General features: G+C 65.8%; 14 protein-coding genes and 1 riboswitch. Of the genes, 11 read left to right on the plus strand and 3 right to left on the minus strand.

Annotation, left to right across the window (positions count from 1 at the left end):
* Positions 1–416 precede the first annotated feature (416 nt).
* The 4 genes from CVM73_RS30105 (at position 417) to CVM73_RS30120 (ending at position 4,996) form a co-directional block, all read left to right on the plus strand.
* Positions 417–1,526 (plus strand): ABC transporter ATP-binding protein, encoded by a 1,110-nt coding sequence (locus tag CVM73_RS30105; RefSeq protein WP_100235418.1) that lies wholly within the window; start codon positions 417–419, stop codon positions 1,524–1,526.
* A gap of 56 nt (positions 1,527–1,582) precedes the next feature.
* On the plus strand, positions 1,583–2,641 hold the full coding sequence (locus tag CVM73_RS30110) for an ABC transporter substrate-binding protein (protein ID WP_100235419.1): 1,059 nt from the start codon (positions 1,583–1,585) through the stop codon (positions 2,639–2,641).
* 283 nt (positions 2,642–2,924) lie between these two features.
* Positions 2,925–4,169, plus strand: a complete 1,245-nt coding sequence (locus CVM73_RS30115; RefSeq protein ID WP_100235420.1) for an ABC transporter permease — start codon at positions 2,925–2,927, stop codon at positions 4,167–4,169.
* Entirely contained in the window at positions 4,166–4,996 is an 831-nt protein-coding gene (locus CVM73_RS30120) for an ABC transporter permease (RefSeq protein ID WP_167407142.1), read from the plus strand. Before CVM73_RS30115 ends, CVM73_RS30120 begins: the two co-directional genes overlap by 4 nt.
* Positions 4,997–5,118: 122 nt before the next feature.
* Here CVM73_RS30120 and CVM73_RS30125 read toward each other — a convergent pair whose 3' ends face one another.
* On the minus strand, positions 5,119–5,640 hold the full coding sequence (locus tag CVM73_RS30125) for a PRC-barrel domain-containing protein (protein ID WP_100235421.1): 522 nt from the start codon (positions 5,638–5,640) through the stop codon (positions 5,119–5,121).
* A gap of 239 nt (positions 5,641–5,879) precedes the next feature.
* Positions 5,880–6,449 (minus strand): hypothetical protein, encoded by a 570-nt coding sequence (locus tag CVM73_RS30130; protein WP_167407143.1) that lies wholly within the window; start codon positions 6,447–6,449, stop codon positions 5,880–5,882.
* 179 nt (positions 6,450–6,628) lie between these two features.
* Between CVM73_RS30130 and CVM73_RS30135 the strand changes: the two genes are divergently transcribed.
* On the plus strand, positions 6,629–7,399 hold the full coding sequence (locus CVM73_RS30135; protein ID WP_100235423.1) for a response regulator: 771 nt from the start codon (positions 6,629–6,631) through the stop codon (positions 7,397–7,399).
* A 14-nt stretch (positions 7,400–7,413) separates the two neighbouring features.
* Entirely contained in the window at positions 7,414–8,736 is a 1,323-nt protein-coding gene (locus CVM73_RS30140; protein WP_100235486.1) for an ATP-binding protein, read from the plus strand.
* A gap of 7 nt (positions 8,737–8,743) precedes the next feature.
* Here the strand turns inward: CVM73_RS30140 and CVM73_RS30145 are convergent, their stop codons facing one another.
* Positions 8,744–8,944, minus strand: a complete 201-nt coding sequence (locus CVM73_RS30145) for a hypothetical protein (protein ID WP_100235424.1) — start codon at positions 8,942–8,944, stop codon at positions 8,744–8,746.
* Between the two features lie 224 nt (positions 8,945–9,168).
* Between CVM73_RS30145 and CVM73_RS30150 the strand changes: the two genes are divergently transcribed.
* The 5 genes from CVM73_RS30150 to CVM73_RS30170 all read left to right on the plus strand — a co-directional run bounded on the left by CVM73_RS30150 (position 9,169) and on the right by CVM73_RS30170 (position 12,779).
* Entirely contained in the window at positions 9,169–9,714 is a 546-nt protein-coding gene (locus tag CVM73_RS30150) for a lytic transglycosylase domain-containing protein (protein ID WP_100235425.1), read from the plus strand.
* Positions 9,715–9,903: 189 nt separating this feature from the next.
* A riboswitch (TPP riboswitch) is annotated at positions 9,904–10,032 on the plus strand.
* Positions 10,020–11,045: an FAD-dependent oxidoreductase gene (locus CVM73_RS30155; protein ID WP_100235426.1), complete on the plus strand. Its 1,026-nt coding sequence runs from the start codon at positions 10,020–10,022 to the stop codon at positions 11,043–11,045. It overlaps the preceding riboswitch by 13 nt.
* Positions 11,036–11,233 (plus strand): sulfur carrier protein ThiS, encoded by a 198-nt coding sequence (gene thiS / locus CVM73_RS30160; RefSeq protein WP_100235427.1) that lies wholly within the window; start codon positions 11,036–11,038, stop codon positions 11,231–11,233. Before CVM73_RS30155 ends, thiS begins: the two co-directional genes overlap by 10 nt.
* Before the next feature lie 153 nt (positions 11,234–11,386).
* On the plus strand, positions 11,387–12,169 hold the full coding sequence (locus CVM73_RS30165; RefSeq protein WP_100235428.1) for a thiazole synthase: 783 nt from the start codon (positions 11,387–11,389) through the stop codon (positions 12,167–12,169).
* A complete protein-coding gene (locus CVM73_RS30170; protein WP_100235429.1) occupies positions 12,156–12,779 on the plus strand; it encodes a thiamine phosphate synthase in 624 nt (207 codons plus the stop codon). The genes CVM73_RS30165 and CVM73_RS30170 overlap by 14 nt, the downstream gene beginning before the upstream one ends.
* The last annotated feature ends 5 nt before the right edge of the window (positions 12,780–12,784 follow it).

Raw genomic sequence — 12,784 nt, forward strand, 5'->3', positions numbered from 1 at the left:
TGTGGTTCGCCGTCGCTCACAACATGATGCGCTTCCTCGCCTTGCACGCCAAGGCACAGGTCGCCGCATGACGAGGAGCCCACGCCAAGCGGCGCCGACAAGCCGCAGCACCGGCCGGAATCGGGAGGTCTAGTCAGATCGCGCTCATTCGGCGCCGACTCACCCGAAAAGCCTCAGGGGCGCCGACTCCAACCCATCGGCTGCAAAATCTCCCGGCAAAAGAATCATTCTCACCCTCTGAGGAGGCGCGTAAGCGCCGTCTCGAAGGACGAGGCGCGCGCAGGCTGCCGCCGCGAGTCATATGCGATCGCCCCCACTCACCAGGCCCGCACGCCTCTTCGCCGCTTGCGCCGCTGGCATTCTCGCCGGAGGATGCTAATCTCGCACGGCATTGTAGGGGACAACGCGAGGACAACATGGAAGCCGGCATGGTCACAGCCGCGCCGGCGCTGGTGCGCTTTTCCAGCATTCAGAAGACCTACGATGGCGAGCACCTCGTGGTGAAGAACCTCGATCTCGACATCAGGAAGGGCGAGTTCGTCACCCTGCTCGGCCCGTCGGGCTCGGGCAAGACCACCACGCTGATGATGCTGGCCGGCTTCGAGGTTCCGACCCATGGCGAGATCTACCTCGCGGACCGGCCGATCAAGAATGTGCCGCCGCACCGGCGCGACATCGGCATGGTGTTCCAGAACTACGCCCTGTTTCCGCACCTGACGATCGCGGAGAACATCGCCTTCCCGCTATCCGTTCGCAAGACGAACAAGGCGGACGTGCAGGAGCGCGTCAGCGCGGCGCTGCGCATGATCAAGATGGAAACTTTGGCGCATCGGCGGCCCGGGCAGCTGTCCGGCGGTCAGCAGCAACGCGTGGCGCTGGCCCGCGCGCTGGTCTTCAATCCGCAACTCGTGCTGATGGACGAGCCCCTGGGCGCCCTGGACAAGCGCCTGCGGGAGCAGATGCAGCTGGAGATCAAGCAGTTGCACCAGACCATGGGCATAACGATCGTCTACGTCACCCACGATCAGAGCGAAGCGCTCACCATGTCCGACCGCATCGCCGTGTTCAACGACGGCATCGTGCAGCAGATCGACCGGCCCGACGCGCTGTATGAGCATCCGGTGAACAGCTTCGTCGCCCACTTCATCGGCGAGAACAATGTGCTCGCCGGTACCGTGGAAACCGTCGAAAGGGAATACTGCCGCGTCGCGCTGGCCGGTGGCGGCACCGTGACCGCACGGGCGGTCAATGTATCGGGCGCGGGCGCATCGACCTCCCTCTCGGTGCGGCCGGAGCGGGTCGCCATTGTCCCGGATGGCACCGTCAGCGAAGGACCTAACCGGCTGCCGGCCAGGGTACAGAACACCATCTATCTCGGCGACCACGCGCTGGCCGTGCTCGACGTCGCCGGCAACGGGGAGTTCATGGTCAAGCTTCAGCCCGGTGCGCATCACAGCCTGGGACATGGCGAAAGCGTGCACATCACCTTCCGCCCCGAGGACTGCCTCGCCCTCGATCCCGTCTGATCCGGACCTGAAACGATCGACTTCAACGTAAGACACATGAAGAAGGAACAAGGACCATGCTGAAGCGCAAGATTGGCAAGATCGCTCTGGGTTTCGCCGCGGCACTGAGCGCCAGCGCCGCGCTGGTTACGGTCGCAGCGGCGCGTGACCTCACCGTCGTGTCGTGGGGCGGCGCGTATCAGGATGCCCAGAAGAAGGTCTATTTCGAGCCGTTCAAGAAAGCGTCCGGCGCTGCGATGAACGACGAGTCCTGGGACGGCGGCGTCGGCGTGTTGCGCGCCAAGGTGCAGGGAGGCGCCGCCACCTGGGACGTCGTCCAGGTCGAGAGCGACGAGCTCGCGGTCGGCTGCGAGGAAGGCCTGTTCGAGAAGCTGGACTATTCGAAGATCGGCGGCGAGGCCGCCTATATCCCGCCGTCGGTCAATCCTTGCGGCGTCGGCGCCATCCTCTACGATTTCGTGCTCGGCTACGACAAGGACAAGCTGAAGCAGGCCCCGAGCGGCTGGGCCGACTTTTTCGATACCAAGAAGATTCCAGGCAAGCGCGCCCTGCGTCAGGGCCCGAAGACCACGCTGGAGATCGCCCTCATGGCCGACGGCGTCGCGCCGAAGGACGTCTACAAGGTGCTGGCGACCGACGAGGGAGTCGATCGCGCGTTCAAGAAGCTCGACACCATCAAGGGCGACATCGTCTGGTGGAAGGCCGGCGCCCAGCCGCCGCAACTGCTCGCCTCCGGCGAGGTCGCGATGACCTCGGTCTATAATGGCCGCATCGACACCGCGAACAAGAACGAGAAGAAGAACTTTGGCATGGTGTGGGACGGCGCGCTGTTCACGCTCGACAGCTGGGTCATCCTGAAGGGCAGCCCGAACAAGGACGCGGCCTACAAGTTCCTGGACTTCGTCGGCAAGGCGGAGAACCAGTCGAAACTGTCGGAGAACATCGCCTATGGCACTTCGAACAAGGACGCAGCCGGCAAGCTCGCGCCCGCCGTTCTGAAGGACCTGCCGACAGCGCCTGACAACATCAAGAACGCGGTCGAGATCAACGTCGGCTTCTGGCTCGAGAACATCGACCGCCTCACCGAGCGCTTCAACAAATGGGCCGCGAAATAGGGGCGTGACCGAAATGGCGGGCGGCGCAAGTAGAGGGAAAAGCGTGGCGGGTAGCTTGCCCGCGGCGCATCCTTCGAGACGCCCGCCTACGGCGGGCCCTCAGGATGAGGTCTGAGTCTGTGGCGACGACTTCACAGACACCGATGTTGATGAGCCTCATCCTGAGGAGACCGCGAAGCGGTCGTCTCGAAGGACGAGGCGCGCGCTCAGACCGCTCCAAAAGGCCACATGCGATTGACCTACCCGCATTGGCGAAGGATATCCGGTCAAGGGGGCTCATGCCATGACAGCAGCGTCCCTGACCGAGGTGCCGCTCAAGCGCCGATTGAGGCGTGCTGAGCGGACACGCCAGGTCAAGGCATTGGCGCTGGTGCTGCCGCTTCTCGTCTTCCTGCTCTTCACTTTCGCCGGGCCCATCGCGGGCATGCTGTGGCGCGCGGTCGATGACAGGGAGGTGCGCCAGGTTCTGCCGCAAACCATCGCCGCTCTCGCCAATTGGGACGGCAAGGACCTGCCGGACGAAAAGGCCTATGCGGCGCTGGCGGGTGACATCCAGGCGGCGCGCGCTGCCGGCACCATTGCGCTTGCGGCCAAGCGGCTCAACTACGCCCTGAACGGCTTTCGCACCATCCTCACCAGCACCGCACGCAATCTGAAGGCTGTGCCGGAAGCAGGCACGGCGAAGGAGACGCTAATCAAGATCAACTCGGCCTGGCGCGAGCGCACCACCTGGACGACGATCAAGGATGCCGGTGGCCCTATCACCGGCTTCTACCTTCTCGCCGCGCTCGACCTGACGCGGAACGCGGACGGCGCGATCGTCGCAGCACCTCCGGATCAGGCCATCTACCGCGACATTTTCGCCCGCACCTTCCTCATCAGCCTCGGTGTCACGGCACTCTGCCTGATCCTCGGCTTTCCGGTCGCCTACCTCTTGGCGACGCTGCCGCCCGGCCGGTCGAACCTCTTGATGATCTTCGTCCTGCTGCCGTTCTGGACCTCGCTGCTGGTCCGCACCTGTGCCTGGATCGTCCTGTTGCAGAGCAAGGGCGTCGTGAACGACAGCCTGCTCTGGCTCGGCATCATCGACGAGCCGCTGCGCCTGATCTACAACCGCTTCGGCGTCTGCGTGGCCATGACCCACGTTCTGCTGCCGTTCATGATCCTGCCGCTGTATAGCAGCATGAAGGCGATCTCGCCCGCTTATATGCGCGCCGCCGCCTCGCTCGGTGCGCCACCCCTCACCGCTTTCCTGCGGATCTACCTGCCGCAGACCCTGCCCGGCATCGGCGCCGGAAGCCTGCTCGTCTTCATCCTGGCGCTCGGCTACTACATCACACCGGCACTGGTCGGCGGGGCCGCCGACCAGATGATCAGCTACTTCATCGCGCTCTACACCACCGAGACCGCCAATTGGGGCCTCGCTTCGGCGTTGGGTGCGGTGCTGCTGCTGGCCACGCTTCTGCTGGCCATCGTCTACGGCAAGCTGGTGCAGGGCCAGCCGGTCACGGGAGGCATGAAGAATTGAGCGACAATTCCTCCCTCCGCACGCCCAGCCAGCGCATCGCGTGGACCGCGACCATCGCCATCTCGACGCTGGTATTCATCTTCCTGATCGCGCCCATCCTTGCGATCATGCCGCTGTCCTTCAGCTCGGGCTCGTACCTGACCTATCCGCTGCCGGGCCTCTCCTTGCGCTGGTACGACGACTTCATCAATTCGCCGCGCTGGATGAATTCGCTGAAGAACAGCATGATCATCGGCGTCGCCTCGACCCTTTTGTCGATGGTGCTTGGCACGCTGGCCGCGTTGGGGCTGGCGCAATGGAAGAGCCGGTTCAAACCGCTCGTGCTGGCCTTCGTGCTGTCGCCGGTCGTCGTGCCCGGGGTCATCACCGCGGTGGGTCTGTATTTCTTCTTTGCGCCGATCGGACTGACCGGCAGCTATCTCGGCCTCATCCTGGCCCACACCGCGCTGGCGACGCCGTTCGTGGTGATCACGGTCGGCGCGACGCTGCAGAGCTTCGACACCAATCTGGCGCGCGCGGCCGCCTCGCTCGGCGCCTCGCCGCTGCAAGCATTCCGCCGTGTGATCCTGCCGCTGATCCTGCCTGGCCTCGCGTCAGGCGCGCTGTTCGCCTTCGCGACCAGCTTCGACGAGGTGGTGATCGTGCTGTTCATGGCAGGTCCCGAGCAGCGCACCCTGCCGCGCGAGATGTTCAGCGGCATCCGCGAGAACATCAGCCCGACCATCACGGCAGCGGCGGTGATTTTGACGACGGTGTCGGTCATCCTCCTCGCCACCCTGGAAGCCTTGCGCCGGCGCAACGAACGGCTCAAGGGCGGCGGCGCCTGAGCGGTGCGCGGAGCAATCTTCAAGAATTGCCTGGACGCCCTGCTTGCGGAGAGAGGTAAGGGAGGCACGACAGCGCGCCCGGGGAAAACCAGGCGCGCTTCGTTTAGGCGTTCAGAGCCTCATTACTCCGAGTACTTGAACTCGGGCATGTTCTTCAGCTCGTCCTTGCTGGCGCTGAACACGGCGTGATCGGGATACCACTTCGACGCGGACGACGTCGTCGCTGTCTTGTCGGTTCCGGTCGCTGCGCCAGTCGTCGTGGTCGAGGCCGGCCGACCGGGCGGGCTGGTGGCCGCTGTGCCGCTGTAGGCGACGGGCTCGTTGACGAACTTCAACTTCTCAAAGGGTACGGCGACCAGGTGCTCGCCCATGCCCAGGAAGCCGCCGACGCCGATCACGGCGATCTTGATGTTACCGCTCTTGTCCATCAAGAGGTCGTTGACCGAGCCGATGTTCTCGTTGGCTTCGTTGTAGATCTTCAGGCCCGACATTTTCGACGCACGCCACTGGTCGGACGCGCTCGTGGTCGTCGTGGCGGTGGCCGCAGGTGCCGCCTTGTCGGTGGCGGCGGGCGGCGCTTGCGCGAACGCTGCGGTCGCAAGCAGTGCTGTGCCGGCAAGGCCGGCAACGATCGATTTCATCATGTTGTCCTCTCCTTCAACGAAAACCTTGTGTGGAGAAAACAGCGCTGATCACGCGCAGTTCCGTGCGCGCCGCAATTTCGTCGCGCAATGCGCGAGCGGAGCATTCGCAAGGCTTGTTCCTGCGTCACTCAGGAACATTTTGCGATGCACGGTTCCCCGCCGACGATCCTGCGCCCTGGGTGAAGCATGACCGCGGCGGGGCCCGCGCCGACCTGACGTCGCCCAGGTCAGCTCTTGGGTCAGCTCTTATAGTCGATCAGAAGCGCGGAGAAGCTCGAATTGCCGGTTGAGCTGCCATTGGCGGCATAGGACGATGCCGACGATTGCGATTGCTGGAGCGCCTGGAGGAATTGCTGGAGGATCTCCGCGGTCGTCGCGTCGGCCGACGTGCTGCCGGTCGAGTCGGTCGTCGACGAATCCGACGAATTGTCGTCCGGCGGCGGACCGGGCGGCGGGCCGCCCGCTCCACCGGCTCCGCCCGCGCCGCCGGGACCGCTCGCGAAGGTGGACTGAAACACGCTTTTCAGCTCCTCGGCCTGGTCGGAGGTCAGCGTCCCGTTCGAGACCTCGTTCGAGATGAGGTCGTCGATCTTCGACTGCATCTCCTCCTTGGAGGGACGCGTGCCGCTCGACTGACCGCCTGCCCGGCTCTGCTGGAGCGCGGTGTCGATGTCGGTCAACGCCGTCGCGAGCGCGGACTGGTCCGACGACGAGATCGTGCCGGCGGAGACTTGCGATTGCAATTCCTGCTGCAGCCGCTGCAGCGGCGACTGGTGGCTGCCGGCGGAGGCCGCCGAAATCGAGGTCATGATGGCTCCGTGGGTCTTGTGGGGTTTCGTGGCGAACGGCGCCACGGTATGGTTAGCGGCCTTAATGAGATCTTGCCGCTCCGCTGCCCGTCATGTCCCGGCGTTGCGACGGGGCTTCCGGAAACACTCTGAAACAAAAATCTTCGCCATTTGGCCTGAATCTCGGACAAACAAAGCGCATGGCCATTCCCAATCCCAACATCCTGGTCGTCGAGGACGACCGCGAAACCCGGACGTTGATTGCGAAGTACCTGCGCAACAACGCCTGCAACGTCACCGCCGTGAGCGACGGCCGCGAGATGTCGCGTGCCATGGCCGACCATCGTGTCGACCTGATCATTCTCGACGTCATGCTGCCGGGCGAGGACGGCCTCAGCCTGTGCCGCAAGGTGCGGGCCGAATCGCAGACGCCGATCATCATGCTGACCGCGCGCGGCGAGGACGTCGATCGCATCGTCGGCCTCGAGATGGGCGCGGACGACTATCTGCCGAAGCCGTTCAATCCGCGCGAGCTGCTCGCCCGCATCAACGCGGTGCTGCGCCGCCAGGCCGTGGCGCAGGCGGCGAGCACGATCGCGGGCGCCTCCACGCTCGCCTTCGAAGGCTGGCGCATCGACCTGCGCCTGCGCGAACTGCGCAATCCCGAAGGCGCGCGCGTCGCGGTGACCAGCGCCGAGTTCGATCTCCTGCGCACGTTCTGCGAACGGCCCGGCCGCGTGCTGTCGCGCGACAGCCTGCTCGACCTCACGCAAGGGCGCAACACCGGCTCGTTCGAGCGCTCCATCGACGTGCTGGTGAGCCGCATCCGCCGCAAGATCGAGCCGAATCCGGCCGACCCCATCCTCATCAAGACGGTGCGCTCCGGCGGCTATCTGTTCACGCCGAGAACGGAAGTTGCGAAAACTGAAGCAGCAAGCACTGAAGCGGTTGCGGTGTCCCTGAGCAGCTGAAGGGGATGCCGACGATGAAGCCGTTCGGGTTCTTCCATCTCAAGGGGATCAGTGGGCAGATCGCCGCGCTGGTGCTGGCGTCGACCGTCGCGCTCCATCTCGTCGTCACCACCGCTTTCCTGATCAGCCGGCCGGACCGCCCGGATGCGCCGCCGGACGGCGCCCGTCAATTGACCGATGCCGCGCTGCTGCTCGGCGCGGCCGAGCCCGGCGAGCGGCCGCGCCTCGTCGCTGATCTTGCGCGCGCCTTCCCCAGCCTCGGCATCGAGATGCTGGCGCCCGGCACCGCGATCGTCGAGAAGGGCGACGGTCCGCACCTGCACGGGATGCGCCGTCATCTCGGCCGGGGCTTCAAGGCGGTGCAGCTTGCCTCGGACGGGAATACGCGGCGCGTCGGCGTGCAATTGCCCGACGGGACCGTGATCGCCGGTCATGTCGATGGTGGCCCGCGGCCGTGGTTCTGGGGCGGGCCCTGGCTGACCGCGTTGATGAGCGCCTTCATCTGCGTCACCGTGCTTGGCCTGTGGGCGGCGCGCGCGCTGACGAGGCCGCTGTCGTCCTTCGCCGAGGCCGCCGAGAACTTCAGCCTCGACGGCACCGCCGAGCCGTTGCCCGAGCGCGGCCCGGAAGAGATCCGCTCGGTGGCGCGTGCGCTCAACCGCATGCACGAGCGGATCGCGCGGCTGATGTCGGACCGCACACGGATGCTGGCCGCGATCAGCCACGATCTGCGCACGCCGATCACGCGGCTGCGCCTGCGTGCCGAGTTCATCGAGGACGAGGGCAACCGCAAGCGCATGCTGATCGATCTCGACCAGATGCGCGCGATGCTGGAATCGGTGCTGTCGCTCCTGCGCGACGACCGCAAGATCGAGGCGATGACGCTGGTCGACATCGCCAGCACGCTCCAGCTGGTCGCCGACCAGTTCGGCGACATGGGCCATGTCGTGCGTTATGACGGGCCGGCGTCCGCGACCGCCGCCGCGCGGCCCGACGATCTGCATCGCGGCGTCACCAACCTGGTCGAGAACGCGGTGCGGTTCGGCGCCGAGGTGACGATCCGCCTCGAGGTCTCGGACACCACGCTCGTCATCGACGTCGAGGACGACGGCCCCGGCATTTCGGATGCACGCAAGCAGGAGATGCTGGAGCCGTTCGTGCGCGGCGACGACGCGCGCACCATGGACGAGTCCATCGGGTTCGGGCTCGGCCTCTCGATCGCGCGCGCGATCGCGCTCGCCCATGGCGGGGAGCTGTCGCTGCACGACCGCAAGCCGCACGGCTTGATCGTACGGATGCAATTGCCGGTCTCGCAGGCGCCGCGGCTCGCCGCGTGAGCGCCCGTTATGCCGCGAGCGGCGGGTGCTCGATGGCGCGCTTATCGAAGATCGCCACCGCTTCGAAGCGATAGCCGCAGGCCTGGCAGGTCCAGAGATAGGAAACGCGTCCCTCACCCGGCTCGATGTAGTCCGGGAACGGGATCGGTGTCCCACATTGTGCACACGGGTTCTGCGTGGGGATGTCGCCGATGTCTGCTCGGGTCATGGACGTCCTCCCGAATGCTGGTTTTGAGTCGTGGTTTTTGGGCGAATGCACGAAGACCTGCTGCCCCGTAAGGCACTCCGCCGGGTCCAAACTTAACCCATGTTTGAGTCGTAAAAACGACGGCCCCGCGAAAATCGCCGATGGCGGCGTTTCGCCACATCATCGCCGTGTTCCCACGGCCTAACGCGCAGCGGCGCAGGTCCGTTCTGCCGAGGAATGTTTCGATGAAAATTTTACGCGTTGTCGCGCTGCTCGCGGCCGGATTGACGCTGCCGCAGGCCGCATTCGCCGGTGAAGCCGAATACGCCGAGATGGTTGCAGCCCATGCCCGCGCCAACGGCGTGCCGGAGGCGCTGGTGCATCGCGTCATCATGCGCGAAAGCCGCTATCAGCCGCACCTTGTCGGCCGTGGCGGCACCATCGGGCTGATGCAGATCAAGCTCGCGACCGCCCGCGGGGTCGGCTACACCGGCGACGCCGCCGGCCTGCGCGATCCCAACACCAACCTCACTTATGCGGTCAAGTACCTCGCCGGCGCCTATCGCGCCGCCAATGGCGACCACGCCCGAGCTGTGCGTTATTTCGCGGGCGGCTATTACTACGCTGCAAAGCGCCAGCGCCAGGAGGCGGTGCAGATCGCCAATGCGGGCGAGAGCATGGGCCAACCGTGGCTGGAGCCGAACGGCAATCCGCAGCCGATGTTCGGAACAGCGCCGCACCGCAAGCTCGCCCAGCGCGTTCGCAACGCGCGGGCGCAGGCCTTGAAGTAACTCGCGTGTCCCGGGCAAGCGGAGGCGCAAAACGCCGCAGCACTGAACCGGGACCCAGCGCTCCCAACAAGATGGGCCCCGGCTCTGCGACGCATCACGCCGTAAGGCGCGGCGCGCTGCATCGCGTCCGGGCCACGTGCGGTTCCCGGCGACACGCGTTGACCACCCGGCCTCACTGGCATACATTACGCCCGTTCCGAGGGGTGCTCCGAGGAGGAGCTGAGATACCGCTAAATGGGCAATTCGGCCCAGGACCGCGGTGACCCTTTGAACCTGATCCGGGTCATGCCGGCGAAGGGACAGGGATGTACCAGACCACCAAGCGACCGGATTCACCGGTTTCCATCATCGGCGCGGGCATCGCAGGGGCTTGGCAGGCCCTGCTGTTCGCGCAGGCCGGCCACGCCGTCACCTTGCACGAGCGCGGTGACGAGGCGATGACGGATGCCACCAGCCATTGGGCCGGCGGCATGCTCGCGCCCTATTGCGAGGCCGAGGTCGCCGAACCCATCATCAGCCGCCTGGGGCTGCGCTCGCTTGATATCTGGCGGCGCGAGCTGCCCGACACGCCTTTCAACGGCTCGCTGGTCGTCGCCCATCCGCGCGAGCGCAACGATTTCGAGCGCTTCGCGCGCATGACCGAGGATCACCGCCGGCTCGATGCCGCCGGCCTCGCCGAGCTCGAGCCGTCGCTGGAGGGCCGCTTCCGCGACGCGCTGTTCTTCCCGGCCGAGGGCCATGTCGAGCCGCGCCGCGTGCTGCCGAAGCTGCACGAGCGCATCCGCGCCGCCGGCGGCACCATCAAGTTCTGCAGCGACGTCACCGCAAACGATCTCGCAAACCTGGATCCTAAAGGCATCGTGATCGACTGCCGGGGCCTCGGTGCCCGCGACGAGCAGCCCGAGCTTCGCGGCGTCAAGGGCGAGATGATCCTGATCGAGAGCCACGAGGTGCAGCTGGCGCGCCCGGTACGGCTGATCCATCCGCGCTGGCCGCTCTACGTGATCCCGCGCGAGAACGGCCTGTTCATGCTGGGCGCGACCTCGATCGAGGCGGAGGACACCGGCGTCAGCGTGCGCTCGGCGCTGGAGCTCCTGGGTGCCGCCTATACGGTGCATCCGGCCTTCGGCGAGGCGCGCATCGTCGAATTCGGCTCGGGGCTTCGTCCCGCCTATCCCGACAACCTGCCGCGCATCGGCATTCGCGGCGGCAAGATCAGCGTCAACGGGCTCTACCGTCACGGCTTTCTGATCGCGCCTGTTCTCGCCGAGCTGACGCTTGCCTATGTCCAGCGCGGCCAGATCGACAACGAGGTGATGCAGTGCTTGTGATCGTCAACGGCGAGCAGCGCGAGGTGGCCTCAGTCAGCGTCGACGCGCTGCTCTCAGAGCTCGACTATGAGGGCACCCATTTCGCCATCGCGCTCAACTACGACGTCGTGCCGAAAAGCCGCTGGGCCGAAACCGCGCTGAAGGCGGGCGACGAGATCGAGATCATCACGCCGCGGCAGGGAGGGTGAGGTGATGCTCTCACCAAACACTCCACTGTCATCGCCCGGCTTGACCGGGCGATCCAGTACGCCGCGGCTCCTCCGTATCGCGGCACGGCCTCTGGAATACTGGATCCCCGCTTTCGCGGGGATGACACTGTCATTCAAGGAGACACCTTCCACATGGTGACCTTCTACGGCAAATCCTTCGCCTCCCGCCTCCTGATCGGCAGCGCGCTCTATCCCTCGCCTGCGATCATGCAAGGCGCGATCCGCGCCTCCGGCGCCAACATCGTCACGGTGTCGCTGCGGCGCGAATCCGCCGGCGGCAAGACCGGCGATGCGTTTTGGAACCTGATCCGCGAGCTCGATGTCACCGTGCTGCCGAACACCGCCGGCTGCCGCACCGTGCGCGAGGCAGTCACCACCGCCAAGCTCGCCCGCGAGCTGTTCGGCACCTCCTGGATCAAGCTGGAAGTCATCGCCGACAACGACACGCTGCAGCCCGATGTCGTCGGCCTCGTCGAGGCCGCGACCATCCTGATCAAGGACGGCTTTGAGGTGTTCCCCTATTGCACCGAGGATCTCTCGGTCGCCAACCGCCTGGTCGACGCCGGCTGCAAGGTGGTGATGCCGTGGGCCGCGCCGATCGGCAGCGCGAAAGGCATCACCAACCGCGACGCGCTCAAGCTTTTGCGCGAGCGGCTGCCCGACATCACGCTGGTGGTCGACGCCGGTCTCGGCGCGCCGAGCCACGCGGCGCAGGCGCTGGAGCTCGGCTACGACGCCGTGCTGCTCAACACCGCCATCGCCAAAGCCGCCGACCCCGTCGCCATGGCGAACGCCTTCCGTCTGGGCTGTGATGCCGGCCGCACCGCCTTTGAAGCCGGGCTGATGAATGCCCGCGACTTCGCTTCCCCGTCCACCCCTGTCGTTGGGACCCCGTTCTGGCATGCCGTATCCTGATCGCAACGCGTATCCTGATCGCTTCTATCCCGTCGTCGACAGCCTCAAATGGGTCGAACGCCTGACCAAGCTCGGCGTCGGCACCATCCAGCTGCGCGCGAAAGAGCTGAACGACGCCGACGCGCTGCAGATCGTCAGCGACGCGCTGGCGATCACGAACGGCACGCAGGCCAAGCTGGTCGTGAACGACTATTGGCGCGCAGCGGTCGTTGCCGGTGCAAAGTATCTGCATCTCGGCCAGGAGGATCTCACTGAGGCCGACCTCAAGGCAATCCGCGAGGCCGGCCTCCTCCTCGGCATCTCCACCCATGACGACGACGAGCTGGCGACCGCGCTCGCGGCAAAGCCCGACTACGTCGCACTCGGCCCGATCTTCTTCACCACCTTGAAGTCGATGCGCTTCGAACCGCAAGGCATTCCAAAGATCACGGAATGGAAAAAGCGCATCGGCAACATCCCGCTGGTCGCCATCGGCGGCATCAAGTTCGAGCACGCCGCGGAGATCTTTGCCGCCGGCGCGGATTCGATCGCCGTGGTCAGCGACGTCACCCAGAACGCCGACCCCGATGCCCGCGTGCGGCAATGGCTCGGCCTGAAGGAGGCTGCGTGATGCAT

Origin of the sequence: Bradyrhizobium forestalis, from assembly GCF_002795245.1 — a bacterium.
Taxonomy (GTDB): domain Bacteria; phylum Pseudomonadota; class Alphaproteobacteria; order Rhizobiales; family Xanthobacteraceae; genus Bradyrhizobium; species Bradyrhizobium forestalis.

Bases quoted from the DNA above. Each gene is read 5' to 3' on its own strand.
- CVM73_RS30105 (WP_100235418.1), top strand. From the start codon at position 417: ATGGAAGCCGGCATGGTCACAGCCGCGCCGGCGCTGGTGCGCTTTTCC.
- CVM73_RS30110 (WP_100235419.1), top strand. From the start codon at position 1,583: ATGCTGAAGCGCAAGATTGGCAAGATCGCTCTGGGTTTCGCCGCGGCA.
- CVM73_RS30115 (WP_100235420.1), top strand. From the start codon at position 2,925: ATGACAGCAGCGTCCCTGACCGAGGTGCCGCTCAAGCGCCGATTGAGG.
- CVM73_RS30125 (WP_100235421.1), bottom strand. From the start codon at position 5,640: ATGATGAAATCGATCGTTGCCGGCCTTGCCGGCACAGCACTGCTTGCG.
- CVM73_RS30130 (WP_167407143.1), bottom strand. From the start codon at position 6,449: ATGACCTCGATTTCGGCGGCCTCCGCCGGCAGCCACCAGTCGCCGCTG.
- CVM73_RS30135 (WP_100235423.1), top strand. From the start codon at position 6,629: ATGGCCATTCCCAATCCCAACATCCTGGTCGTCGAGGACGACCGCGAA.
- CVM73_RS30140 (WP_100235486.1), top strand. From the start codon at position 7,414: ATGAAGCCGTTCGGGTTCTTCCATCTCAAGGGGATCAGTGGGCAGATC.
- CVM73_RS30145 (WP_100235424.1), bottom strand. From the start codon at position 8,944: ATGACCCGAGCAGACATCGGCGACATCCCCACGCAGAACCCGTGTGCA.
- CVM73_RS30150 (WP_100235425.1), top strand. From the start codon at position 9,169: ATGAAAATTTTACGCGTTGTCGCGCTGCTCGCGGCCGGATTGACGCTG.
- CVM73_RS30155 (WP_100235426.1), top strand. From the start codon at position 10,020: ATGTACCAGACCACCAAGCGACCGGATTCACCGGTTTCCATCATCGGC.
- CVM73_RS30165 (WP_100235428.1), top strand. From the start codon at position 11,387: ATGGTGACCTTCTACGGCAAATCCTTCGCCTCCCGCCTCCTGATCGGC.
- CVM73_RS30170 (WP_100235429.1), top strand. From the start codon at position 12,156: ATGCCGTATCCTGATCGCAACGCGTATCCTGATCGCTTCTATCCCGTC.